The sequence below is a fragment of the Halanaerobium saccharolyticum genome (assembly GCF_004362045.1).
In the GTDB taxonomy this organism is placed as follows: Bacteria; Bacillota; Halanaerobiia; order Halanaerobiales; family Halanaerobiaceae; genus Halanaerobium; species Halanaerobium saccharolyticum_C.
In genome coordinates this window covers 1-24,972 of the sequence record NZ_SNWX01000025.1, presented here as the reverse complement: position 1 = coordinate 24,972, position 24,972 = coordinate 1, and the positions used below count along the sequence as shown (strand labels likewise).

At 33.8% G+C, this 24,972-nt stretch carries 21 protein-coding genes and 6 tRNA genes; 24 read left to right on the top strand and 3 right to left on the bottom strand.

What is annotated here, in order from left to right; translation table 11 throughout:
* Nucleotides 1-133: 133 nt before the first annotated feature.
* From DFR79_RS12485 to DFR79_RS12420, 14 genes are all read left to right on the top strand, one after another.
* Nucleotides 134-210: transfer RNA gene (locus DFR79_RS12485), tRNA-Pro, on the top strand.
* A 24-nt stretch (nt 211-234) separates the two neighbouring features.
* Nucleotides 235-311 (top strand) — tRNA-Gly (locus DFR79_RS12480).
* A 12-nt stretch (nt 312-323) separates the two neighbouring features.
* Nucleotides 324-401 (top strand) — tRNA-Arg (locus DFR79_RS12475).
* A 26-nt stretch (nt 402-427) separates the two neighbouring features.
* A tRNA-His gene (locus DFR79_RS12470) sits at nt 428-504 on the top strand.
* Between the two features lie 224 nt (nt 505-728).
* Nucleotides 729-2,276, top strand: a complete 1,548-nt coding sequence (locus DFR79_RS12465) for a putative bifunctional diguanylate cyclase/phosphodiesterase (RefSeq protein WP_243727791.1) — start codon at nt 729-731, stop codon at nt 2,274-2,276.
* Between the two features lie 115 nt (nt 2,277-2,391).
* Nucleotides 2,392-3,027 (top strand): TetR/AcrR family transcriptional regulator, encoded by a 636-nt coding sequence (locus DFR79_RS12460; RefSeq protein WP_133515808.1) that lies wholly within the window; start codon nt 2,392-2,394, stop codon nt 3,025-3,027.
* Nucleotides 3,028-3,098: 71 nt separating this feature from the next.
* Nucleotides 3,099-3,512, top strand: coding sequence for a YkvA family protein (locus DFR79_RS12455; protein ID WP_133515829.1), 414 nt, complete (start codon nt 3,099-3,101; stop codon nt 3,510-3,512).
* Between the two features lie 217 nt (nt 3,513-3,729).
* A tRNA-Leu gene (locus DFR79_RS12450) sits at nt 3,730-3,815 on the top strand.
* Nucleotides 3,816-3,928: 113 nt separating this feature from the next.
* The gene (gene tig / locus DFR79_RS12445; RefSeq protein WP_133515807.1) at nt 3,929-5,209 is read left to right on the top strand and encodes a trigger factor; all 1,281 of its coding nucleotides are present in this window, start codon (nt 3,929-3,931) and stop codon (nt 5,207-5,209) included.
* A 137-nt stretch (nt 5,210-5,346) separates the two neighbouring features.
* On the top strand, nt 5,347-5,943 hold the full coding sequence (gene clpP, locus DFR79_RS12440; RefSeq protein ID WP_133515806.1) for an ATP-dependent Clp endopeptidase proteolytic subunit ClpP: 597 nt from the start codon (nt 5,347-5,349) through the stop codon (nt 5,941-5,943).
* 21 nt (nt 5,944-5,964) lie between these two features.
* Nucleotides 5,965-7,236, top strand: a complete 1,272-nt coding sequence (gene clpX, locus DFR79_RS12435; protein ID WP_133515805.1) for an ATP-dependent Clp protease ATP-binding subunit ClpX — start codon at nt 5,965-5,967, stop codon at nt 7,234-7,236.
* A gap of 219 nt (nt 7,237-7,455) precedes the next feature.
* The gene (gene lon / locus DFR79_RS12430) at nt 7,456-9,804 is read left to right on the top strand and encodes an endopeptidase La (RefSeq protein WP_133515804.1); all 2,349 of its coding nucleotides are present in this window, start codon (nt 7,456-7,458) and stop codon (nt 9,802-9,804) included.
* Nucleotides 9,794-10,396, top strand: coding sequence for a ribosome biogenesis GTP-binding protein YihA/YsxC (gene yihA, locus DFR79_RS12425; protein ID WP_133515803.1), 603 nt, complete (start codon nt 9,794-9,796; stop codon nt 10,394-10,396). The genes lon and yihA overlap by 11 nt, the downstream gene beginning before the upstream one ends.
* A 2-nt stretch (nt 10,397-10,398) precedes the next feature.
* Nucleotides 10,399-11,328, top strand: a complete 930-nt coding sequence (locus DFR79_RS12420) for a class I SAM-dependent DNA methyltransferase (protein ID WP_243727790.1) — start codon at nt 10,399-10,401, stop codon at nt 11,326-11,328.
* A gap of 121 nt (nt 11,329-11,449) precedes the next feature.
* On the opposite strand, the gene DFR79_RS12415 is transcribed toward DFR79_RS12420, so the two are convergent.
* Nucleotides 11,450-13,228, bottom strand: coding sequence for an FAD-dependent oxidoreductase (locus tag DFR79_RS12415; protein ID WP_133515802.1), 1,779 nt, complete (start codon nt 13,226-13,228; stop codon nt 11,450-11,452).
* 314 nt (nt 13,229-13,542) lie between these two features.
* On the opposite strand from DFR79_RS12415, the gene DFR79_RS12410 reads away from it, so the two are divergent.
* The 10 genes from DFR79_RS12410 (at nt 13,543) to DFR79_RS12365 (ending at nt 23,067) form a co-directional block, all read left to right on the top strand.
* The gene (locus tag DFR79_RS12410) at nt 13,543-14,592 is read left to right on the top strand and encodes an FAD:protein FMN transferase (RefSeq protein WP_133515801.1); all 1,050 of its coding nucleotides are present in this window, start codon (nt 13,543-13,545) and stop codon (nt 14,590-14,592) included.
* Nucleotides 14,582-15,541 (top strand): polyprenyl synthetase family protein, encoded by a 960-nt coding sequence (locus tag DFR79_RS12405; RefSeq protein ID WP_133515827.1) that lies wholly within the window; start codon nt 14,582-14,584, stop codon nt 15,539-15,541. The genes DFR79_RS12410 and DFR79_RS12405 overlap by 11 nt, the downstream gene beginning before the upstream one ends.
* A gap of 191 nt (nt 15,542-15,732) precedes the next feature.
* Nucleotides 15,733-15,809 (top strand) — tRNA-Arg (locus DFR79_RS12400).
* A 196-nt stretch (nt 15,810-16,005) separates the two neighbouring features.
* Complete coding sequence (locus tag DFR79_RS12395) at nt 16,006-16,302, top strand: hypothetical protein (RefSeq protein ID WP_133515800.1); 297 nt, start codon at nt 16,006-16,008, stop codon at nt 16,300-16,302.
* Between the two features lie 81 nt (nt 16,303-16,383).
* The gene (locus DFR79_RS12390; RefSeq protein WP_133515799.1) at nt 16,384-16,869 is read left to right on the top strand and encodes an HD-GYP domain-containing protein; all 486 of its coding nucleotides are present in this window, start codon (nt 16,384-16,386) and stop codon (nt 16,867-16,869) included.
* A gap of 109 nt (nt 16,870-16,978) precedes the next feature.
* Nucleotides 16,979-18,496 carry a sensor histidine kinase gene (locus tag DFR79_RS12385; protein ID WP_133515798.1) on the top strand — a complete coding sequence of 506 codons (1,518 nt, stop codon included), beginning with the start codon at nt 16,979-16,981 and terminating at the stop codon, nt 18,494-18,496.
* Nucleotides 18,497-18,530: 34 nt separating this feature from the next.
* Entirely contained in the window at nt 18,531-20,039 is a 1,509-nt protein-coding gene (locus DFR79_RS12380; RefSeq protein ID WP_166638050.1) for a response regulator transcription factor, read from the top strand.
* A 126-nt stretch (nt 20,040-20,165) separates the two neighbouring features.
* Entirely contained in the window at nt 20,166-21,149 is a 984-nt protein-coding gene (locus tag DFR79_RS12375) for a TRAP transporter substrate-binding protein (RefSeq protein WP_133515796.1), read from the top strand.
* Between the two features lie 77 nt (nt 21,150-21,226).
* Nucleotides 21,227-21,778: a TRAP transporter small permease gene (locus tag DFR79_RS12370; protein WP_133515795.1), complete on the top strand. Its 552-nt coding sequence runs from the start codon at nt 21,227-21,229 to the stop codon at nt 21,776-21,778.
* The gene (locus DFR79_RS12365; RefSeq protein ID WP_133515794.1) at nt 21,778-23,067 is read left to right on the top strand and encodes a TRAP transporter large permease; all 1,290 of its coding nucleotides are present in this window, start codon (nt 21,778-21,780) and stop codon (nt 23,065-23,067) included. The genes DFR79_RS12370 and DFR79_RS12365 overlap by 1 nt, the downstream gene beginning before the upstream one ends.
* 130 nt (nt 23,068-23,197) lie before the next feature.
* On the opposite strand, the gene DFR79_RS12360 is transcribed toward DFR79_RS12365, so the two are convergent.
* Nucleotides 23,198-23,716 carry an HD domain-containing protein gene (locus tag DFR79_RS12360; protein ID WP_133515793.1) on the bottom strand — a complete coding sequence of 173 codons (519 nt, stop codon included), beginning with the start codon at nt 23,714-23,716 and terminating at the stop codon, nt 23,198-23,200.
* A gap of 2 nt (nt 23,717-23,718) precedes the next feature.
* The gene (locus DFR79_RS12355) at nt 23,719-24,714 is read right to left on the bottom strand and encodes an SDR family oxidoreductase (RefSeq protein ID WP_133515792.1); all 996 of its coding nucleotides are present in this window, start codon (nt 24,712-24,714) and stop codon (nt 23,719-23,721) included.
* Nucleotides 24,715-24,972: the final 258 nt, after the last annotated feature.

Below are 24,972 nucleotides of genomic sequence, written 5' to 3'. Positions count from 1 at the left end.
GAAGTTTTAGAAGTTTAAATCAATCTAAAGCCATATAAGTGCCGTTTTCTTCTTTGACCGAAAGCGGCATTTACTATATACTATTAATTGTCGCCGCGAAAAAAGTTATTAATTTTTGGGGCACAAAACACGTCGGAGCGTGGCGCAGTTTGGTAGCGCACCTGCTTTGGGAGCAGGGGGTCGAAGGTTCAAATCCTTTCGCTCCGACCATTTTAAATTATAGAAAATTTTTGAGCGGGAGTAGCTCAGTTGGCTAGAGCATCAGCCTTCCAAGCTGAGGGTCGCGAGTTCGAGTCTCGTTTCCCGCTCCATTTTATTTTATTGCGCCCGTAGCTCAGCCAGGATAGAGCAACGGACTTCTAATCCGTAGGCCACAGGTTCGAATCCTGTCGGGCGCGCCATTTAAAACTCACAACAACCTAATATGGTGGATGTAGCTCAGTTGGCTAGAGCGCAGGATTGTGGCTCCTGAGGCCGTGGGTTCAAGCCCCATCATCCACCCCATTTAATACATCTATTAGGATGTATTTTTTTTATTTTTAGATTAAATTTTATGGCTATTTTGCAGCTTTTTTTCTATTTCTTATTAATAATCTTGACTAATAACTTTTAAAAAAGATATAATTAACTTAAGTTCAGAGATTAGATAGGAAGTTATAAATTCAGTTAATGATTTAAAGTTCTAACTGAAACATTTTGCCTAGATTGAAAACTTAGGAGAGATAAAGATGGGAAAAAAATCTCGACCGATTAAGAATATTGTTTTAGCTTATTTTATTTTTGGTATACTCTGGATTCTGTTTTCTGATATCCTGGCGGGTTATATGATTAATGATCTGAATTTTTATCAGAGTTTTCAATCTATTAAAGGTATTATTTTTATATTTGTTACAGGAATTTTTCTATACTTTCTTCTAAAAACTAATCTTAAAGAGATTACAGAAAAAGAACAAAAACTTTATCAACAGGCGTATTTCGATAATTTAACTTCACTCCCCAATAAGAGATCTCTTTATCATGATTTATCCAATAAAATTGAAAATAGTCAAAAAAATAGAATCCAGTTTACTTTCGCCGTTTTTTATCTTGATCTAAGTGATATTGATAATTTGACAGAAATTAGAGGCTATACCCATGGTAGTGACCTCATTAAAAAAATAGCTAAAACTTTAAAAAATGATATTTGTAATCATCATGATTGTAAACTTTACAGTTATAATTATAATAAATTCATTTTAGTTTACAATAATCCAGGTAAAAATATTGTTTATCAAGAAGAAGCTAATAAAATTATTGATAAAATCAATAATCTCTGGAATAAAGACGAGATTGACTATTTTATCGATTTAAAAATAGGTATTTCCACTTATCCTGATTCTGGAAGAGATGTTGAAACATTAATTTCGGCCTCTCAGCTGGCAGCAAGTAAATGTGATTCGGGAAATAAAGGATTTCAGATTTATAATCACTATCTGTTTCTGGATAAACTGGAATTAGAAAATTTAAAAAGAGATTTAAGAACTGCAATTAAAAAAGAAGAATTCGAGTTATATTATCAACCTAAAATCCGATGTTCTGATCATAAAATCTGCGGTCTGGAAGCTTTAATCCGCTGGCAGCACCCAGATAGAGGAATGATATCCCCTTATAAATTTATTAAACTGGCAGAAGAAACAGGATTGATTATAGATATTGGAGACTGGGTTCTCGAACAGGGTTTTAAACAGCTTTTAAAATGGCAGCAGAAATATAAGGGCCAAATCGGTCTTTCTGTTAACCTCTCACCAATGGAACTTTATGATCAGCAGAAGATTAATAAGATAAAAAAACTTCAGCAGCAGTATCAAATAAAAAAAGATTTACTGGAATTTGAAATAACTGAAAATGTAATGCTGGACAATAGGGGAAATCCCCTCCAGATACTTCAACAGCTAAAAAGGCTTGGTTTTTCAATTGCACTGGATGATTTTGGAATAGGATATTCTTCTTTTAGTTATTTAAGCAGACTTCCAATTGATACTCTTAAGATCGATAAATCATTTATCGACAAATTAAATGATGAGAAAAATATGATATTAATCGATTCTATTATAGACCTCTCCCATAAAATGAAGCTGAAAGTAGTTGCAGAAGGAATTGAAACTGCCGAACAGCTAAAAACAATGAAAGATTTAAATTGTGATCAGATTCAGGGCTATTATTTTTATAAACCACTTCCCTTATCTGAGCTTGAAGAAATCTTAGAGGAAGAATTTAAGATATCTAAAATGGTTTAATCTCTGGCTGGATATATAATATTATCAACATTTCTTTAATTTAATAAAAAGATATGCTATAATATATTCACTCTATACTGACTAAAAGTCAAAAAACAAGTGGGGGTAACTAAGAGTGGCTAAGCAAACAAAAAAATCGCTTAAGAGGCGTAATACAATTTTAAATGAAGCGGAAAAATTATTTATAGCGGAAGGTTTTGAGAAGACCACTGTTAAGGATATTGCACAAAAGGCAGGAGTTGCTAAGGGAACATTTTACTATTATTTCGATACCAAAGAAGATATAATTTCTTCTCTATTGGAAAAAAGATATAGAAAGACTGAAAAAAAGGCAAAACATGTTTTAAAAAGTAAGGAAATGACCTCTTTAGAAAAATTAGAAAAGGTAATTTTACGACTGATTTTCAGCAGAAGAGGTAATTTTAAGGTATATGAATTTTTTAAGATTGATGAAAATGCTAAATTTATGAAAGAAAGAAACAAGGAATTCTGGAATAAATTTATGCCTATTTTTACAGCTATAGTAAAAGAAGGTGTTGAAAGAGGAGAGTTTGAAACTGATTATCCGGAAGAAGTTACAGAAATTTTATTTATGGGAATTGATAATTTTCTACACCGGCATTATGCTAAATTTACAACAGAAGAAATGTATGTAGATAAATTTGCAGCTGTGGAAGAATTATTAAATAGAGCTCTAAACTTAAAAGAAAGAAAAATTGATTTATCTTTAATGAAACCCGAAAAATCATAAGTGATTTAAATTCAAAATAATTGAGAGCTTTAGTTTCTGAGTTAATAACATTAGATACTGGTGGTGAAAACATGAAAAAAGATTTTAGTGATAATCAACTGCTGGCGTTTCTGGGTAGACTGGCTAATAAATGGGGAACAGGGCATCAGAGTGTGAGTAAAATCCTGGATAAATCTCGTAATTTTATTGAGTCTAAAGATTATAAACTTCCCTTTATTGATAAAGTAACTGAACTGCTGGAAATGTTAAGTGAATACTCAAAAGGAAATTTCAAACTAAATGATGCAGCAGTGGGTTGGATTGTTGCAGCTCTTGCTTATTTAATTTTACCAACCGATTTAATTCCTGATTTTTTGCCGGGTGTTGGTTTTACTGATGATGCAGCAGCTTTTATTCTGGCATTCAAACAGCTTTCCCAGGAACTTGAAAATTTTCGTGAATGGAAGGAGTCAGAGTCAGAAACTATAGATATTGAAATAGAATAAATTATTTTTAAAATTTACTGGATATTTTCTTTCATTTATTATATAATTGAAAAGATGAAAATTTTAGGGCAGGGATTATATATTTATTCAATAAAAAACCGAAGATAATTTGATAATTGACAAAAAATCCTTGACAAGAGTAGAAAGCTATGCTACCATTATATGTGCTTTTTGTGAAAAAGAAAAAACTAATTTTCACTCACAGCATTATTTACTTGCGAAAGTGGCGGAATTGGCAGACGCGCTAGATTTAGGATCTAGTGGGCAATCCCCGTGTGGGTTCGAGTCCCACCTTTCGCACCATTTAATAATTCTGTCATTGACCCCCGATATTGGCCCGGTGCCAGATCGGGGATTATTAACATATAGAGAGTTTTTAAAAAGTTTTATTTAAATATCAGTTAGGAGGAATATTAATGGAAGTAAAAAAAGAAGTTTTAGAAGGTAATAAAGTTAAACTGGACGTTGAAATAGAAAGTGACCGGGTAGATGAAGCTCTAGAACAGGCATATCGTCAGGTGGTTAAAGATATAGAAATTCCTGGTTTTAGAAAAGGAAAGGCCCCTCGAAAAATTATTGAACAGAGATTTGGTGAAGAGGTGCTGCACAAAGATGCACTTGATATTCTGATTCCACAGGGATATAGTGAAGCTGTAGAAGAAGCTGATATTGAGCCAGTAGCACAGCCTGATATAGAAGATTTTTATATTTCCAAAGGAGAGCCTGCTACTTTTACCGCAATGGTTGAAGTAAAACCAGAGGTTGAGCTTGGTGAATATAAAGATTTAGGTATTGAAAAAGAAGATGCTGAAGTTCAGGAAAAAGAAATCAAACAGCGTCTGGAAAAAATGCAGGATGAATACAGCCAGTTAGTTACTGCAGAGCGAGAAGAACTGCAGGAAGGTGACTTTGCTATTATTGACTTTACCGGTTATGTAGATGGTGAAGAATTCCCGGGTGGTTCTGCAGAAGAGTACAGTTTAGAGATCGGTTCCGGCAGCTTTATTCCGGGTTTTGAGGAACAGTTAGTTGGAATGAAAGTAGGAGAAGAAAAAACTGTAGAGGTTACATTCCCCGAGGATTATCAGGCAGATGATCTTGCTGGTGCAGATGTTTCCTTTGATGTTGTTCTGAAAGAAATTAAAGTTAAAGAAAGACCTGAACTTGATGATGACTTTGCTGTTGAAGCAAGTGATTATGAGACTATGGATCAATTAAGAGTTAGTATTGAAGAAGAAATTGCTGAACAGAAGAAAGAATCTGTAGAAAATAACTTTAGAGAAGAGATTATTAAAAAGGCAAGCGAAAACGCTGAAGTAAATATGACTGATACTCTGGTTGATGAACAGCTGGATCAGATGTTCCAGAGATTAACACAGTCTATCTCCCAGCAGGGAATGGATATAGAAGAGTACCTGAATTATATGGGTATGGACGAAGATGCCTGGAGAGAACAGAATAGAGAAACAGCTTCTGAACGTGCAAAAGAACTTCTTGTTCTGGAAGCTATTGCCGATGTTGAAAATATTGAAGTAACAGAGGAAGAAATTGAAGAAGAAGTTAATGAAATTGCAGAAATGCATGATCAGGATCCTGAACAAATAAAAGCTATTTTACAGATGCAGGGCCAGCTTTCACAGCTAAAAGAAGATATTATCAGACAAAAGACAATTGATTTCTTAACAGAAAACAACTAATATTTGATTAGATTGTTAAACATTAACTGTTTTTCAATGTGTTTTTAGATATAATTTATAGGTACCAGGTACAAAAATCGTTTTCGGGTGCCAGGTACCAAAAATAGGTACAAAATAATTCAGGGAGGTTTTAAACTATGAGCCTAATTCCAATGGTCGTTGAACAGACCAACCGTGGGGAAAGATCTTATGATATTTATTCCCGACTTTTAAAAGATAGAATTGTATTTTTAGGTTCTCCAGTAACAGATGATGTGGCAAATACTGTTATTGCTCAACTGCTTTTTTTAGAAGCAGATAATCCAGATAAAGATATTTATTTATATATTAACAGTCCAGGTGGTTCAGTAACAGCTGCTCTGGCAATGTATGATACAATGCAGTATATTAAACCTGATGTAGTGACAATTGGTATGGGTCAGGCTGCAAGTGCAGGTGCACTGCTGCTTGCTGCTGGTGCAGATGGTAAGCGCTATGCTCTTCCTTATGCAAGAGTTATGATTCATCAGCCAGCTGGTGGAGCACAGGGTAAGGCAACTGAAGCCGAAATCCATATTAAAGAATTAATGAGAATTAGAGAATTACTGAATCAAATTCTCAGTGACCATACAGGTCAGAGTGCGGAAAAAATTGCTCAGGATGTAGAAAAAGACTATTTCATGACTGCAGAAGAAGCTGTAGATTATGGATTGATTGATGAAGTAATTACACGTAATGAATTAAATGAAAAGTAATTTAGCCCAAGAGGTGATAAAATGTTTAAATTTGGTGACCACGATCACGAAGATGGGGAATTGAAATGTTCCTTCTGTGGTAAGAGCCAGGACCAGGTCAAAAAATTAGTTGCCGGTCCAGGAGTCTATATTTGTGATGAATGTATAGAACTCTGTAATGAAATTGTAGAAGAAGAATTAGATGAGGAACTGGATCTTGAGTTTGAGAGTGTTCCGAAACCTAAAGAAATAAAAAAATATTTAGATGAGTATGTAATTGGTCAGGAAAGAGCTAAAAAATCACTTTCCGTAGCAGTTTATAATCATTATAAAAGAGTTAATTCTAATATGATGGTTGATGATGTAGAACTGCAGAAAAGTAATATTATGATGGTTGGACCAACAGGCTGTGGAAAAACACTAATGGCCCAAACTCTGGCCAAGATAATAGATGTACCAATTGCGATAACCGATGCTACTTCCTTAACAGAAGCCGGTTATGTAGGAGAAGATGTGGAAAATATCCTGCTTAAGTTAATTCAGGCTGCTGATTATGATGTAGAAAAAGCAGAAAAAGGTATTATTTATGTTGATGAAATTGATAAAATTGCCCGCAAATCTGAAAACACATCTATTACTAGAGATGTGTCTGGAGAGGGAGTTCAGCAGGCACTGCTTAAAATTATAGAAGGTACAGTTGCCAGTGTTCCACCCCAGGGTGGACGCAAACATCCTCATCAGGAATTTATTCAGATAGATACAACAAATATTCTCTTTATCGCTGGTGGAGCCTTTGACGGGCTGGAGAAATTGATTGACTCCCGGATCAGCGAAAAGGTTATGGGTTTTGGTGCTGATATCAAAACCAAAGAGGAAAACAAAAATATTGGAGATACTTTAAAGCATATTCAGCCTCAGGATTTACTGCACTATGGTTTAATTCCTGAATTTATAGGTAGAATGCCGGTTCAGGTAACCTTAGATCAGCTTGAGGAAGAAGATATGGTCCGGATTATGAAGGAACCACGTAATGCTTTAGTAAAGCAGTATGAGAAGTTCTTTGCCATGGATGATATTGAGTTAGAATTTACAGATGATGCTCTGATAGCAATCGCTTCTAAAGCCTTAGAGCGGGACACAGGAGCCCGTGGTTTGAGATCAGTTGTAGAAAATACTGTTTTAGATATTATGTATGAACTGCCATCAAGACCTGAAATTAGAAAGTGTATTATTACTAAGGAAGTTATAGAAGAAAATGCTGATCCAATTCTGGAAATTGAAGATGAACTTCTGGAAGAGGAAGAAAGCGCCTAACAGCTAAAAGATTAAATAATAGAAACTGTTTAAGATAAATTAAGCTGTGATAAGATCTAGAGATAATATTACTCCTAAAGAGTGAGTGGTATTATCTCTTTCGTTTTTTTTGAAGAATATTGGAGGGGAAAGTTAAGTAATCCCGAATTATAAAAATAGAATAGATTATAAGCAATAAGTAATTAGTTATTTAAATATAATTGATAGAGGTGAAAATTAATGGCTGAAGAAAATGAAATTAAAGAAGTAATGGAGCTGCCTCTACTGGCATCCCGTGGGGTAATTGTTTTTCCACATATGGTAATTCCTCTTTTAGTTGGCAGAGATAAGTCTGTTGCTGCTCTGGAGGAAGCAATGATGGAGGAAAAGAAAATTATTATAGCTGCCCAGAAGGATGAAACAGTAGAAGAACCGGAAATTGATGAAATATACAGTTTTGGAACAATTGCAGAAGTTAAGCAATTGGTTAAACTTCCCAATGGAATGATTAAAGTTGTTGTAGAAGGTTTAGAAAGAGCTGAGGTTATTGAATATCTTGATACAGAAGAATATTTTCTGGTAGAAGCAGCAAGTCGACCAGAAGAAAAAGTTGAAGTTACTACAGATGTTAAGGCTTTAATGAGAACAGTAGTTAAAGAATTTGAGGAGTACATTAAATATAACCGCAATTTACCTGCTGAAACGATTATGTCAGTCAGCAACATTGAAGATCCTGGTCGTCTGGCAGATGTTATTTCTTCTCAGGTTGAATTAAAATATAAGCAGCTGCAGGAATTATTAGAAGCAACTGATATTATAGTCCGTTTAGAAAAAATGCTGAGTCTGCTGCAGGATGAAATTGAAGTTTTAAAAATTGAGCAGGATATAAATAAAAGAGTCAAAAAGAAAGTAGAAAAAAATCAAAAAGAATATTATTTAAGAGAAAAAATGAAAGTTATTCAGGATGAACTTGATGAAGATAAAAGTACAACTGACGAAATAGATGATTATTATGAAAAACTGGAAGAAGCTGATTTACCCGAAAAGGTAGCTGAAAAGGTTGAAGAGGAAATTGAGAAACTTGATCGAACTCCCAATATGTCACCGGAAGCCACAGTTATTCGTAATTATCTGGATTGTATTCTGGATCTTCCCTGGAATTATGAAAAAGATAATGAAATTGATATTAAGAATTCGGAGGAGATTTTAGAAGCAGACCATTATGGTCTGAAAGATGTTAAAGAAAGGATTTTAGAATATCTGGCAGTTCGCAAAATGGCTCCAGCCAAAAAGAGTCCAATCTTATGTCTGGTAGGAGCACCAGGTGTTGGTAAAACTTCTCTCGGACGTTCAATTGCCAGAGCTCTGGATAGAGATTTTGTCCGCCTCTCCTTAGGTGGAATTAGAGATGAGGCAGAGATTAGAGGTCACCGCCGAACCTATATCGGTTCTCGTCCCGGAAGAATCATTAATGCAATGCGTGATGCCGGCAGCAAAAACCCGGTTTTTCTGCTGGATGAGGTTGATAAAATGAGTTCTGATTTTAGAGGTGATCCTGCTTCTGCCCTGCTTGAAGTCCTGGATCCAGAGCAGAACAAGGAGTTTGGTGATCACTATCTGGAAGTTCCTTTTGATCTTTCACAGGTTTTATTTGTAACAACTGCCAATGTGGCTCATACAATTCCGGCACCACTGCTTGATCGAATGGAATTGATTGAGATTCCAGGCTATACCGAGGATGAAAAGCTTAAAATTGCAGAGGGACATCTGCTGCCCAAGATTTATGAAGATCACGGTTTAAAAGAAGATCAGATTAACATTTCTTCCAATGCGATTTTAAAAGTGATTAGGGAATATACCAGGGAAGCTGGAGTGAGAAATCTGGAGCGCAAACTTGCTGCCATTACTCGTAAGGTGGCCAAGGAATTTGTGGAAGGAAGAGATCGCAAAGCTCTGGTAGCAGTCAATAGTGTGGAAAAACATCTGGGCTTACCTGATTATGAACATCAGGAAACTAATCTGGAGAATAGAGTTGGAGTGGCAACCGGTCTGGCCTATAATCAGGCTGGAGGAGATATTTTAGATATTGAGGTTGCAGTAGTCCCTGGAAAAGGAGAGCTAACTCTGACTGGTTCTTTAGGAGATGTAATGAAAGAATCTGCACAGGCAGCCTTAAGTTATGTTCGCTCCAAGCAGAATGAATTAAATTTAAGTGATGGATTTTATAAGAAATATGATATTCATATTCATGTTCCTCAGGGAGCAGTTCCCAAGGATGGACCTTCAGCAGGTATCACAATTGCTATTGCGTTAGCTTCTGCTTTAACCGGACGTAAGGTTAGAGGAGATTATGCAATGACTGGAGAAATTTCTTTAAGAGGAAGAGTACTTCCAATCGGTGGTTTGAAAACTAAAATTCTTGCTGGACGCAGAGCGGGAATAGAAAACTTTATTTTACCGAAAAAGAACGAAAATATGTTTAAAGAAATTGAAAAAGAAATCACCAGAGATCTTAATGTGAGTTTTGTCTCTCATATGGATGAGGTAATGGATCTTTTATTATTAGAGGATGAGAATCATGCAGATTAGTAATGCAGAATTTTATACAAGTGTATTTAAATATGAAGACTGCCCCAGGCTGCAGCAGCCTGAGGTAGCTTTCAGTGGTCGTTCTAATGTAGGTAAGTCATCTTTGATCAATAGACTCACCAGACAAAAAAAACTGGCCAGGACCAGTAATACTCCGGGTAGAACTCAATCCTTAAATTATTATAATATTGAAGATAAATTTTATTTAGTAGATTTACCTGGCTATGGTTTTGCCAATGTACCGCAGAAGGTTAAAGACGACTGGGCAGAATTAATTGATACTTATTTAAATTACAGGGAAAATTTAATTGGAGTAGTTCAGATTATTGACTGCCGCCATAAACCAACTAAAGATGATAAAATGATGGTCGAATGGCTTCAAGCCAGTGGTTTAAGCTATCGGATTGCTGCTACTAAAGTGGATAAAATATCAAATAACAAAAAGGCTAAACAAAAAAAATTAATTTACAAGGAGCTAAACTTGACAGAAGAGGATAATTTTACTTACTTTTCCGCTCAGACTGGAGAAGGAAGTAGAGAAGTTTATGAGTATCTTGATTTTTTGATGCAGCTGGCAAAAGATAGGGGCTAAAAATGGTGGAGCACAGCTATACCACATATTTTGCTGAAATCTATGATGATGTAATGAAAAATGTACCTTATCAATACTGGTCCAGATATTTAAAAGATCTTTTAAAATATTATAAACATCAGCCAGAGTCAGTACTGGAACTGGCTTCTGGAACCTCTAATATGACCTTTAAGTTGATTGAACTGCAGTTTATCAATAGAATTACTGCGCTGGATTTATCCTCAGCTATGCTGGCTAAGGCTGCAGAAAAATTAGAAACTAAAATTAAGAACTCTCAGGACTTCAATTATTTTTTTACTGAAGAAAATGAAATGAGTTATCAGCTGGAGCAGGGAAAGCGTCAGCTGAGTATTAACTTTAAGGCTCTAAATATGACCGATTTTTCCTTTGAAAACAAGTTCGATCTAGTAGTATCATTCTTTGATAGCCTAAATTATTTGACTGATATAGATCAACTAAAGAATTGTTTTGAGAGTGCTGCAGATTCCTTGACCAAAGATGGTCTTTTTATCTTTGACATGAATTCAATTGGTAGAATCAAAACAATTGAGGAAAAGTCATTTGTAATTGAAGGAGATAGTTATGAGTGTTTCTGGGAAGATCTTGTAAAATCAAAGGAGAATTTATGGCAGGTTAAATTAAAAATCTGTCCGGATAATGACCAGCTGCCCTGTTTTGAGGAAACGCACAGTGAGCGGGGCTATAAAATTGAGACTATCTTAAGGCTGCTCAAAAATAGTGGTTTTAAAACTGTAGATGTTTATAATGCCTTCAGCTTTGCAAAAGGAAAAAACAATTCGGATCGTCTTTACTTTGCTGCTGCAAAAAATGAAGGTAGATTGCAAAATAATCAGGGTAAACTTAAAAAAATATATTATGGAGCCAAAAATAGAATTGATTACTTTTTGGTTAGCTTAAAATATTTATTCTAGTATTTCTTAAAGAAACTTTGCAGCTGAAAATAACATTTAAATTAGAAAAGCAGGAGCCTTAATTAAAGCTCCTGCTTTTTTTCTTATTCTAGTTTTTATTAAAAATGATTTAATCTATAATCTATTGTTTAACTACTTTTTGCAGATCCTGATCCTTATCTTTCGGTCTGCTCCAGATCTTGCTTTTAAGCCACGGTAGAACATAATAATCGAGCCCGAAAGAACGTCCGGAACCTATTAAAGCGATTGAGCCAAAGAGGAACCAGAATAAAGGACTAAAGTGTCCGGGATAGTCACTGGACCAGTGGGCATATTGGCCGGCCAGTAAAAAGTTAACTGAAAATCCAGCAGAACCTAAGGCGCCCAGTGTTGCAAATAAACCAAAGATTAAGGAAATACCTATTCCTATCATACTTAGAGTTACTACAATTTGAAAGAAAAGTGGAAACTTAAAGATGATAGCTTCATTTAGCCAGACATACCAGCCAACAGCATAGTCACCAATCGGTGATGCTGAAGCTCCAGAGACTAAATAATCTGGACTCCATAACCAGCCGTCTCTTACTTTAGTATAGCCTTCATAAAGCCACATAATTCCAACAAAAACACGCAAAAGAACTAACCAGAGTGATCTCGAAGTCTCACTGACAAAGCCAAACAGCTGTGGCAGTAAGCCTTTATGAGAAGCCTGTTCTTTCATATATTCAGTAATCATACTGTATGTTTCTTTTATTCCACCTATTTCAAAACGGTAGAACATATTAACAGAGTGTTTCATAAACATAGCTGGAATTCCTGTTAATGATAAGCCCATAACTTCAGCAACTGCATAGCTGCTTCCAACTGAAACCATTACTCCATGTAAGTTTGGTTCAAGTTCTTCTTTAGAACCACCTTTAATTTCAGCTACCACATTTTTAGCTGCACATTCTCCTGTCTGCTGAGCAGACTCGACTAATGCAGGTAAGATCTGATCATCTTTCCAGGGAGCCGCTGCATTATCACCAATAGCATATACATTGGAATAATCTTCTGTCTGCAGATATTCATTTACTTTTATCCGATTTGCACGGTCAGTAGCCAGACCAGAATTTGCAGCAAAGTCAGCTGCCTGTACACCACAGGTCCAGATAATAGTCCGGGCATCAACTTCCACTCCATCATTTAAGATTAACTTATTTTCTTCTATTTTGTCAACAAATTCACCTGTTTTGATATTAACTCCGTTATCTCTCATATAATTCATTGCTTTTTCTACCAGTTCATCACTGAGATTTGGAAGTATTTGATCAAGGCCTTCAAAGTTATAAATTTCTATTTCATCTCGGGGTATATTATATTCTTTGCTGTATTCATCAAGCCATTCAAGTAACTCACCAACCATCTCAACTCCGGTAAAACCTCCACCGGCAACTGCAAAGGATAGCAGTTCCTTTCGTTCAGCAGGATCATTAGTGATTCTTGCTTCCTGCATACAATTCTCAACATGTTTTTTGATACTATTTGCATCATCCATCGACCATAAAGTAAAGGCATGTTCCCCTACACCCTCAACTCCACAGTGACTCGGCTTGCTGCCGGCTCCCATAATTAAATAATCATAGGTATATTGATGATCTTCAGAACTTAAAATCTGATTTTCAAAATCGATATTATTAATCTCATCCTGAATTACATTTACCCTGGTTGAAGAAAAAATTCTCTCTAAATCAATTTCGAGAGCATCTTCATCAATCCTATTACCTGCCACCTCATGTAATTCTGTTAACAGGGTATGATATGAATTCCTGTCAATGAGAGTAATTGTAGAGTCAGGGTGTTTTTTTAATTTTTTATGTAGAGTTTGAGCAGCAGCTACTCCACCATAACCTGCTCCAAGTATAATAATATTATTACTCAATTTTTTACCTCCTTTAATTTATTTTCCCTTATTTTTATTAGCTTTATCCTGTCATGACCGATTTATTAAGCTTAAATTTTTAAATTCACATACACTAAAATAACAGTCATGAGTTATTTTTTTCACACTATCATTATAGCATAATATAAATAAATTGCAAATTTCTTAGTTAAATACTCAGGTTATTTTTGCAATTTCAAGTATTTATGATAAAATGTAAGTGATTTACCCGAGGTTTTCAGGATATTTTTTATTATTTTGTGTAAAAATTAATTTAGTTGTAGAATAAATTTTATCAAATAGGAAGTGATAATTTGTTTAAGAACAAAAAGTTAATTCTGATTACTATACTTGCAGTATTTTTATTGATTTTAACCGCCTGTGGAAATAAGGCAGAGGAATTGCCTCAGGCAAAAGATACTGCGTTTTTAATGGATACTTTAGTTCAGATGCAGGCCCATGGAGAAAATGCAGAAGTTGCAGTTGAAGAAAGCATGGAAAGAATTAGAGAAATTGAAAATTTGATGAGTAAAACTATTAAATCCAGCGATATTTATGAATTGAACCATAATCCCAAAACAAAAATACAGATTTCTCAAGCAAGCATGGCTGTTTTAAAAAAAGCATTAGAATATGCTAAAATGACTGATGGTAGTTTTGATCCAACAATTGGAGCACTAGTTGAATTATGGGGTATCGGAACTGAAGATGCTGCCGTTCCGACTCAATCTGAAATTGAAAAAGCTTTATCAAATACAGGCTATCAGTACTTAAAGCTGTACGAGAATTCAGCCAAAATTACTAATCCAGGAGTTAAAATTGATCTGGGAGGAATTGCCAAGGGATATGCTGCCGAAGAGGTTAAAGATGTAGTGCAGAAACATGGGATTCAACATGCTTTTGTAAATCTCGGTGGCAATGTTCTGGTAATTGGTAATAAAGTAGATGGTTCTCCCTGGAAAATTGGAATTCAGGATCCCCGGGAGGGAAGAGGAAATGTGATGGCTATTGTTGATGCAGTTGATTCAACTATAGTTACTTCTGGTAATTATGAAAGATATTTTGAAGAAAACGGTAAGCTCTATCATCATATAATAAATCCTGAAACTGGCTATCCAGCTCGAAATAATCTTTTAAGTGCCAGTATTATTAGTGAGAATTCTTTTGATGCTGATGCACTTTCCACAGCTGTTTATGTAATGGGTCTGGAAAAAGGGATGAACTTTATTGAGTCTCTGGAAAATGTTGAAGTTATGTTTATTACAGAAAAGTTGGATGTTTATCTTTCTTCAGGTTTAAAAGATATAATAGAGATTACTGATTCTGATTTTAATATAATTGAAGGTGAAAGCTTTGCTAATTGAAGATAAACTCTATCAGAAAATACGCAAGGAATTAAATGAAAATATTATTAAAATTACGAAATCAAAAAGACCAATAATTAATCAAGCAGTGGAAGATTTGATTAATGGTGGTGGTAAGAAGTTACGGCCCTTTTTAATGTTTCTTGCTGCTTCTTTTGGAGATTATGATAAAGAAAAACTGCTGCAGCTGGGAAGTGGAATTGAGCTGCTGCATATGGCTTCCCTGGTCCATGATGATATTATAGATAATGCAGCTCTGAGGCGGGGTAAGAAAACTGCTCAAAAAAGATTTGGCAAAAAAGAGGCAGTTTTTATTGGTGACTTTTTGTTATCTCGAACCTTTGATATCTTTTTTGAATATCTGGATAAAAAGACTCTCCGAAAAATGAATAAAAATGTAAGACTTTTATGTGAAGGAGAAATTGAACAATCGGAAAAACGATTCGATTTTCAGATTGGAATAAGAGATTATTATAGAAGGATAAGACATAAAACAGCTCTTCTTTTTGCTTTAAGCAGTTATCTTGGGGCTTATGTCAGTGGAATAAGAGGTAGAAGGTTAAATATTTTATATAAACTGGGTTTAGAAATTGGGATGGCTTTTCAGATTCAGGATGATCTTCTTGATTTTGAAGGTAATGAAAAAGAGACCGGGAAATTACTTGCTCAGGATTTAAAAGAAGGAGTAATTACTCTCCCTGTGATTTTACTTCTTAATAAGGATAAGTATAAAAATAAATATGAGGTATACAATAAAACTATTTTAAATGATAAAGTAGTAAATGAGATTATTGCTGATGTAAAAAGTTCAGGTGTGCTGGAAGAAAGCCGGGACATTCTTCATCTCTTTATTAGTAGAGTAAAAAAATATCTGGTCCAATTACCGGATAATAAGGCGAAAAAGAAATTGAAAAAGTTAATCGAAGTTCAGGTTGAACGCAAATTTTAGATTGAAAAAAACTACAAAATATTATATTATTATTTGAGTAAGAGGTAATAATAAGCTGTTATTTATTTTCGATAGTCCTTAAATCTCCCAATAAAGAATAGAGCAACAGATTATCTCAAAAATCACAGATAATCTGATGCTCTATTAGGTATTAAAATATTTTCCAATTCCCGATATGATTGAGCTCACGAGGGGTTATAGCTCAGCTGGATAGAGCAACAGATTCCTAATCTGTAGGCCGGCGGTTCAAATCCGCCTAACCCCACCACTTATAATGCCTGATATAACAGTAAAGACAACTAAAGTCCACCGGCTAATCGGTAGGGCTTTTTTTAGTTTTGCAGCCCTTTTGCAGCCATATATTTAATATGAATATTCAAATTATTTACTATTATGAAATAAAATGATAATATTCATAATATAACATACATATTTGGGGATATAATCTCATGGGGGGGAAAGTTTTGGATATTAAATCTTTTATTGATATTATGAACAATAAAGCAATAATATTAGACGCAGATTTTAAAATTAAATTATTTAATCGAGAATGGGAAGATTATTTAGAAATTAATTTTGATAAATCTTTCGAAGAAATGATCGGGCAAAACTATTTATCAGAATTTAATAATTTGGGTTTATTGTCCCATAATAAAGTTAGAGAAATCAAAAGCAAGTTAGAGAGCTTAACTATTGGGGATTTGAATAAATTTTCAGTGGAGTGTTTACACAATATATCAAAAAATAGTCAGAAAGAATGATTTGAGATTACAGTCAAAGCTTTTGCAGATAATTACATAATAATTTACGATGTAAAAAGTAATGAAACTAAAGAACATGTTATGAGAGTTGAGCAATTATCAGAAAAATTTGGAGAATATTTAAATCTGGACTATCAAGAAATTATTAATTTATCACTTTTAGCTAAATTACATGACATTGGAAAAGTATCTATTTCCGAAGAGATTTTAAAAAAACCAGGTAAATTAAATAAAAATGAATGGAGTATAATGCAGCAGCATTGTAAAAGAGGTTATGAAATTGCTAATTCTATTACTGAATTTTCTCCAATTGCAAAATATATATTATATCATCATGAAAGATGGGATGGCCGAGGTTACCCCGAGGGTTTAATGGGAGAAGAAATCCCATTATTATCAAGAATAATTACAATTGTTGATTCTTTTGATGTAATGACTCATGCCAGGCCATACACTGAAGCTATAAGCGTTGAGCAGGCATTTAAAGAATTAAAAGAATGTTCAGGAAGCCAGTTTGATGCGGATTTAGTTTATGAATTTTGTAAAATGTTTATTAATGATAAATAATTTAAATTACTCAATATTTTGACACTGTTGCGGTTAAAGTAGTATCATTATAAGTAGGTTTTAAATAGTTGTCTAAGATATTATAGATTGAAAGAGCTTACCGGTGGAGGTGTTAATCATATTTTCCAGAATTATAGATTTTATTAAAAAACCAAAAAGATCAATTCGAAGTAGAATAATCAGCATTTTTATTATTATAATTATTATATTAAATATAGTATTTTTTCTTTCGTTTATTCGCCGGGATCGAGAAATTGAAATCTATCAGGACAATGTGGATGTCAATTTTAAACTAAATCAACTATCCCTAAAAATTACTGAGAACTCACGCCACTTTGAATTGCTTTTTCAGGAGAGAAATGAAGAAAATAGAGAACTTTATCAGAATTCTAGAAATAAAATTTCAGAATTGATGACTGAAATTGAAGCTGAAGTTAGTCGAGATCCAAAAAGCAAGACATTTTATAGGAACTTAAACAATATGCTGGATTATCAAAAACAACTGGCCTCTGATCTATTAAATACCACAGTTTTAAATCAGAGAACCTATCAAAAATTAACCAAGATTGGGACCCTCTATTCTTATATGAACAGCCATACCCAAAATTTAATTAATTCTTATCTTGCTTATCACAGCAGCAATTATGTTAATTTGCTTGTTGATACACAAAACAGATCTAAAACAATTTACGCAGTTGTGATCTTAATTAGTGTAGCTGTTTTCATATTTGCAGTCTTAATGGCCAATAACATTTTGAATACAATTGAAAAATTATCTTCTTCAGCTCGATATCTCTCTCTGGGTCACTGGGAGATTGAGGATATTGAGGAAATTAATTATCGGGAGCTCAATATTCTGGCACAGACATTTAATATAATGAAAAATAATATCAGAAATTATATTAAAGAACTTAAAGAAAAATCAGTGCTTGAGAATAAACTAAACCAGAAAAAGATGGAAAATATAGAAAAAGAAAGGCTTTTAAAAGAGTCTCAGCTTTTAAATCTGCAGATGCAGATGGATCCTCATTTTTTATTTAACACTCTAAATACGGTTTCCAGAACAGCTATGTTTGAAAATGCAGCTGAAACTCAAAATTTAATTATTGCTATCTCAAAAATTATGCGCTATAACCTTGATCATAAGGGGAAAATGGTGGAACTTAAAAAAGAAATTGAAGTTTTGAAAGCCTATCTTACAATTCAGGAAACTCGTTTTAAGGAACAGATGGATTTTGAAGTTAATACAAATGGTGATTTAGAAAACATTAAAATCCCGCCGATGATTATTCAACCTATTGTAGAAAACTCAATCATTCATGGTCTTGCCGATACTGATTCAGAAGGTAAAGTTTTAATTGAGATTAAAAGGTTAAAAGAAAAAGTAGAAATCAAAGTTAAAGATAATGGGGTAGGTATAGAAAGTGAAAAACTAAAAGAAATCCTGACTGATAAAGAGCAAAAATCAAGAAACAAAGAAGAAAGAGAGAGTTTAGGTATTTTAAATGTGATTAAAAGGCTAAAGCTTTATTATGGAGAAAATTTATTAAGAATCAACTCTACAATTAATGAGGGAACTGAAGTTATAATAGAAATACCTGTTAATGATGAAATTAATAAAGATTAGAAATTTAATAAAATTAGAATTTGGAGGAAAAATGATGATCAGGTTATTAATTGCAGAAGATGAACATTTAGAAAGAAAAGCAATAAGATTCTTTATAAATAAACTTTATCAACAGGAAATAAAAGTGGTGGCAGAAGTCAGCAATGGTCAGGAGGCAATTTTTCAGGCTTTAGAAAACAAGGTGGATCTGGTTTTAATGGATATCAAGATGCCCAAAGTTAACGGCCTGGAAGCAGCCGAAAAGTTAAAAGAAAAAGATCCTGAAATGGAAATTATAATTTTAACTGCTCACAGTGAGTTTGATTATGCCAGAAAATCAATAAAAATTGGAGTTAGTGATTATCTTGTTAAACCATATGTGGAAGCAGATTTTAAAGAAGTAGTAGATAATGCAATTCAAAAAATCCGAAAACAGAAAAAAAATAATGAAAAAGAAAAAAGAATGCTCGAAAAAATTAAAAATATAACTCCTGTCTTAGAAAAAGAGAGCATTTTAAATATCGTCTATAATACTGAAACCTCTTTAGCCGATTTTTTGGAGCATAAAAAAATGCTGGGTATTCAGGGCAGCAAATATTTTTTTCTGACCATTAATTATGCGGATAATAGTAAAATCAATGATTCTTTTTACAATTCTATAAAAGCTAAATTAAAAGAAATTTTCGCAGGAGTTATTTCTTATAATGGTTTAATTAACAGCATTTATTTAATTATTGACAATAATTTGAATTCTAAAATTAATTCTCAGCAGTATCAAGAGTTGGAAAAGCTAATAAAAACTAAGACTAAAAACAGCAGTAAATCAGTGTATATTAATAATAGTGATTGTTCTTCTGATTTCAGTAAAATTAGTGAGATTTATAATCAAACCAAAAACAATACTCCTGATACTCAATATTCTATCAATAATTATCCCTATCAGAATGAAAAGAAGGTTTTTGCCAAAATTATTGATAAAAATAAAGAATCTGCAAAAAAAGAGTTTAACGAAATTTATGATTATTTACTGCAGGTAGAAAATTGTAATTTAAATAAAATAAAATCTTTTTTACGAAGGTTTTTGGTCTTCCTCAATCGACGCTTAATGGAATATTATAATGAACAGCAGCCTTTTCTGGAAATGCAGAGATTAGAAAATGAAATTAAACAGATTAATAATTTAGAAGGACTTCAAAACTATTTTGAACAGCTAATTGATAATTTGATTGCTGATCTTGATAATAATGCCAAGGAAAAGAAAGTTGATATTATAGAAACTGTCAAAGATTATATAAGAGAAAATTATAGTAAAGATATTAGTCTGGATGATGTAGCAGACTACATTTCTTTTAGTAAATATTATTTAAGTAAATTATTTAAAGAAGTTGAAGGGATAAATTATAAGGATTATTTAATCAAAGTTAGGATGGAAGAAGCCAAGAAAAGACTAAAAAAAGGAGATAAAATTAAAGTTGTTGCCGGTGAAGTTGGCTACTCTGACCGCAATTATTTCAGTAGAGCATTTAAAAAATACACTGGACTTTCCCCGGGCAAATTCCAATAATTGAAGTTTTAAGCCTAATTTTCTGAAAACAAACAAGTAAATGAATAAGATAACAAATTAGTCTATAGTATTCCTGGAATTTGCCTGATACAATAAGTTTAGAATAAAATTTAAGGGGGAAAAATAATGAAAAAAGTTTTAGTTTTAGTTTTAGCTAGTCTTTTGATTTTCTCTTTCGCAGTCTCGGCTCAGGAAATGACCTTGCGTCTGGCAGATAATCAGCCAGAAGGTTACCCAACAGTTGTCGGTGCAAAAGAATTTGCTCGTTTAGTTGAAGAAAGAACAAATGGTAGAATTGAGATTGAAGTTTATCCTGGTGGAATCCTGGGAGACGAAAGTTCTACAATCGAACAGGTTCAGTTTGGTGCTATTGACTTTGTAAGAACCTCAATTACACCAATGGCTAACTTTGAGCCAGCAATGAATGTTTTATCTCTTCCCTATTTATATCCCAGTGAAGAATATATGTTCCAGGTTCTTCAGAGTGATATTGGAGATGGAGTATTAGAAGGTCTTAAAGATGCAGGTATTGTTGGTTTAACCTGGTATGACTCTGGTGCTCGCAGTTTCTATACTGCTGACACAAAGGTTACAAGTCCTGAAGATTTAGAAGGTTTAAGAATTCGAGTTCAGGAAAGTCAGTTAATGATGGATATGGTTGAAGCTTTAGGTGCTTCTCCTACTCCTATTGCCTGGGGTGAGGTTTACAGTGCACTTCAGACTGGTGTAGTAGATGCTGGTGAAAATAACTATCCAGGTTGGTACTATAACAGTCACCATGAAGTTGCTCCTTACTTTGTTGAAGATCAACATAATCGTATCCCAGAATTGATTATCATGAGTAAAATGACCTGGGATAAGTTGAGCCCGGAAGATCAGAAAATTATCAAGCAGGCAGCTGTAGATTCTACTGAAGTACAGCGTGCAGCCTGGGATAAGCGTACTGAAGAAGCTAAGAAATTAGCTGTAGAAGAAGGCGCTACAATTACTACTTTAAATGCTGAACAGAAGCAGGCTTTCCAGGACAAAGTTAAAGGTCTATATCCTAAGTACAGTGAAGGTTACGAAGATCTGTTAAATAGTATTTTAAACTTTGAAATGGAAAAATAATAAAGTTAAAAATAAGAATTAATATTTAAAATTAGGTGGGGGTTTTTACCTCCACCTTTTAAAAAAGGGTGACGCTTATGTCTGAGAAAAAGAAAAAGGGGAAAATTAAATCAGTACTGGATTTATCAGAAGAGCTAATTAGTTATTTAGCTATGATTTTTTTAGTAGTGATGATAATTATAGTCAGCACAACTGTTTTAACTCGTTATACTATTAACTTTACTTTTCGCTGGACTGATGAAGTTGCTTTAATGATGATGATCTGGTTTGGATTTTTAGGGATGGCCCTGGGAGTCAAGCAGTCTGTTCATTTAAGTATTGAGTATTTTATGAGTCTATTTCCTGATAAATATCAGGGTTATATTTATAGGGTTGAAAATTTCCTTGTTGGACTTTTCGGCTGGTATTTGCTCAGATTTGGCTGGCAGTTATTTAGTCGTTTCAAAACAACAGTTTTACCTGCTACTCAGTGGTCCAGGGGACTGCTATTTATTCCCTTGCCAGTTGCAGGATTTTTTATATTAGTCTATTCAATTTTTCAATTTTTTGGAATACTGGAAAACAAGTCTTCAATTGTTGATGAGGCAGCTCTGGAAGAAGATAACGAGATTTTAGAGGAGGGGAATTAATGGATCCAGCAGTCATTTTATTATTAGGTTCTTTTTTATTAATGTTATTTATCAGAATTCCCATTGCCTTTAGTCTCGGCCTTTCGACAATGCTTACAGCTTTATATCTTGATCTGTCACCAATGGTAGTAGTACAGCAGATGGTGAGTGGGATTAATTCATTTTCACTAATGGCAATTCCATTTTTCATTATTGCCGGTGAGATTATGGGTCAGGGTGGAATATCTGATCGTTTAATTAAATTTTCTAATGTAATTATAGGCTGGATGCGCGGCGGTTTAGCCATGGTAAATATTTTAGCCAGTATGTTTTTTGGCGGGATTTCTGGTTCTTCAGTAGCAGATGTGTCCTCAATTGGATCAATTATGATTCCAATGATGGAGCAGAAAGGCTATGATAAAGATTATTCTATCAATGTTACAATAACTTCTTCTGTCCAGGGAATTATTATCCCACCGAGTCATAATATGATTATTTATTCACTGGCAGCAGGGGGAGGAATTTCAGTAGCAAGGTTATTTTTAGGTGGAATAGTTCCTGGAGTTCTTTTAGGAATTGCCCTGATGATTTTAAGTTATGCAATTGCAGTTAAAAGAGATTATCCCAGGGAAGAAAAGGTTTCTTTCAAAGAAGCTTTAAAAATAACCAGAGATAGTATGCTAGGACTTTTTACAGCTGTAATTATTATTGGTGGAGTAACAACCGGGGTTTTTACAGCAACTGAATCCGCTGCTATAGCTGCAGTCTATGCCTTTATTATTACATTTTTTGTTTATCGAGATATACCGATCTCTAAGTTTGTTGATATTTTGAGAAATTCTTTGAGTACTCTATCAATGGTGGTGGCAATAATTGCAACTTCAAGTGCCTTTGCCTGGATGATGTCTTATTTACAGGTTCCGGGAATGATTACAGAATCGCTTTTAAATTTATCAGAAAACCCGATTGTTATAATGTTAATTGTTAATCTGATTTTATTATTCCTGGGTACAATTATGGATATGGCACCACTGATTTTAATTGCAACTCCTATTTTATTACCGGTTGTACGAAGTATTGGAATGGATCCAATTACCTTTGGAGTTGTAATGATGCTTAACCTGGGAGTAGGTCTCTTAACTCCTCCAGTTGGTTCGACACTATTTGTTGGTTGTTCAATTGGTAATGCTCCGATAGAAGATATTGCAAAATCACTGATGCCATTCTATGCAGTACTTGTAATTATGGTATTACTATTATCCTTTGTCCCTGGTTTAACCCTCTGGTTACCCAATTTATTAATGGGCTAACCTCCAGAAGGATAATATTTAAATAAAGTAATACGAAATATTAGATGATACGTAAAAGCAAATATCTCCTTATTAAATTAATATTTGCAGAAAAAGACGGCCCTTTCCCGGGGTCGTTTTTTGTTATTATTTAATTATTAGCTAAAAATTCTTTCCTGGCTAATTCTTTTCCTATTTCACAAAGAAAAACCTTCTCAATTAACTTTTCTTTTTCGACTTTGTTTTTGCTTTTTAAATTATAAACTTCAGGTAAATTTACCAGCCAGTCAGCATCATAAAGCAATTTAAAATTGTTGCTGCTAACTTTACCCGGGGTATGATGATGAGCTATTATTTCAGCAATTTCGTCCATCATTTCAAAATCAACATTTAATGATTCCATAATTTCTCTGGCTACAGGTGGACCTTCAATTTCCTGATAATGGCCGGCACTGCTGTCATATTTAAGTTCTGCATTCTTGATACCTATATCATGGAGAACTGCAGAATAAATAATTACCTGTTCATTGATATCTTTTTTAGGGTGTTTTTCCTTAAAGATATCTATTAATTCTTCTGCAAAACAGGTAACTCTTAAAGCATGATTAATTCTTTCCTTATCTTCTGCAAAATAATTTTCCAGCTCTTCAATCAGCTTATTTTTGAGCATTTCTACCTCCCATTTTCAGCAATAATTTTATCCATTAATTTATTCCATTCCTGATCAACTTTTTGTTCTTCAGGGTGGGTATCAAACCATTCGATTGATTCCTTAATTCCCTGAGCAAAAGATACGGTTGCCTTAAATTCAGGTACGAAACGTTTAATTTTAGAGTTATCAAATACAACACTTACTGCCTTATCTCCCAGCAGGGAACCTCTATATTTTGGATCATACTCAGCAATTTTTTCGGAAGCAACATGGATAAGTTCCATATCTTTAACCCCGGCCGCTCTGGCAATTTCTCTAAATATTTGATTCCAGTTTAGAGTTTCATCAGAAGTAATCTGGAAGGCATGACCAAGAGCCTGCCTATTGGACAGCAGACCAACAAAAGCTTGAGCAAAATCACTGTTATGAGTCATTGTCCAGAGAGAACTGCCGTCTCCATGGACCAATATTTTTTTACCCCTGCGCATTCTGTCAACAATTGACCAGGGAGCCTGGTGACTGTTTAATGCTGCCGGAATTGAGGTTTTTCCATAAGTATGAGATGGTCTAACTATGGTAATTGGAAAATTGTTTTTTCTGTATTCAGCCATCAAAATATTTTCACAGGCAATTTTATTTTGAGAGTATTCCCAGTAAGGATTGGCCAGAGGAGTTGACTCGTCAATTAAATAACTGGTCTGAGGTTTTTGATATGCCGAAGCTGAACTGATAAAGATATACTGATCAGTTTTGCCTCTGAAAATTTCAATATCATTTTTTACATGTTCTGGAGTAAAAGCAACCCAGTCAACTACAGCATCAAAATGATGCTCTTCTAATTTTTCTTTTGCCTCTTTTTGATTACGAATATTTCCTTCAATTATTTTTGCTTTTGCTGGAGCCAGATGGTTATTGTTACCTCGATTGAATAAATATAAATCGATACCTTTTTTTACTGCCAGTTCTGAAACTGCCTGACTGATAGTTCCTGTTCCACCGATAAATAATACTTTCATTTTATTATTCACTCCTTTAGATTTTAAGCTTATAAATTAAATTTCAATAACTAATACAAATTATCTCTTATTTAATATATTCAATATTAGTTATTTTTCTCCTTTAATTCTGTTTTATTTAGCTGAAAAACTTTAAGTTATAAAACAATTCCTTTTTAACTTCCAGAGATTCCGCAAATGATTTTTAAAAAATAAGGAGAATACCGTTCAAACAGTATTCTCAGCAGTAGTACCAAAATAAAGAATATTAGAAATATT

Coding starts and splice junctions, on each gene's coding strand:
- DFR79_RS12420 (WP_243727790.1), top strand. CDS start 10,399: ATGGTGGAGCACAGCTATACCACATATTTTGCTGAAATCTATGATGAT.
- DFR79_RS12390 (WP_133515799.1), top strand. CDS start 16,384: ATGAGAGTTGAGCAATTATCAGAAAAATTTGGAGAATATTTAAATCTG.
- clpP (WP_133515806.1), top strand. CDS start 5,347: ATGAGCCTAATTCCAATGGTCGTTGAACAGACCAACCGTGGGGAAAGA.
- DFR79_RS12455 (WP_133515829.1), top strand. CDS start 3,099: ATGAAAAAAGATTTTAGTGATAATCAACTGCTGGCGTTTCTGGGTAGA.
- DFR79_RS12370 (WP_133515795.1), top strand. CDS start 21,227: ATGTCTGAGAAAAAGAAAAAGGGGAAAATTAAATCAGTACTGGATTTA.
- DFR79_RS12360 (WP_133515793.1), bottom strand. CDS start 23,716: ATGCTCAAAAATAAGCTGATTGAAGAGCTGGAAAATTATTTTGCAGAA.
- DFR79_RS12355 (WP_133515792.1), bottom strand. CDS start 24,714: ATGAAAGTATTATTTATCGGTGGAACAGGAACTATCAGTCAGGCAGTT.
- lon (WP_133515804.1), top strand. CDS start 7,456: ATGGCTGAAGAAAATGAAATTAAAGAAGTAATGGAGCTGCCTCTACTG.
- DFR79_RS12365 (WP_133515794.1), top strand. CDS start 21,778: ATGGATCCAGCAGTCATTTTATTATTAGGTTCTTTTTTATTAATGTTA.
- yihA (WP_133515803.1), top strand. CDS start 9,794: ATGCAGATTAGTAATGCAGAATTTTATACAAGTGTATTTAAATATGAA.
- tig (WP_133515807.1), top strand. CDS start 3,929: ATGGAAGTAAAAAAAGAAGTTTTAGAAGGTAATAAAGTTAAACTGGAC.
- DFR79_RS12465 (WP_243727791.1), top strand. CDS start 729: ATGGGAAAAAAATCTCGACCGATTAAGAATATTGTTTTAGCTTATTTT.
- DFR79_RS12380 (WP_166638050.1), top strand. CDS start 18,531: ATGATCAGGTTATTAATTGCAGAAGATGAACATTTAGAAAGAAAAGCA.
- clpX (WP_133515805.1), top strand. CDS start 5,965: ATGTTTAAATTTGGTGACCACGATCACGAAGATGGGGAATTGAAATGT.
- DFR79_RS12375 (WP_133515796.1), top strand. CDS start 20,166: ATGAAAAAAGTTTTAGTTTTAGTTTTAGCTAGTCTTTTGATTTTCTCT.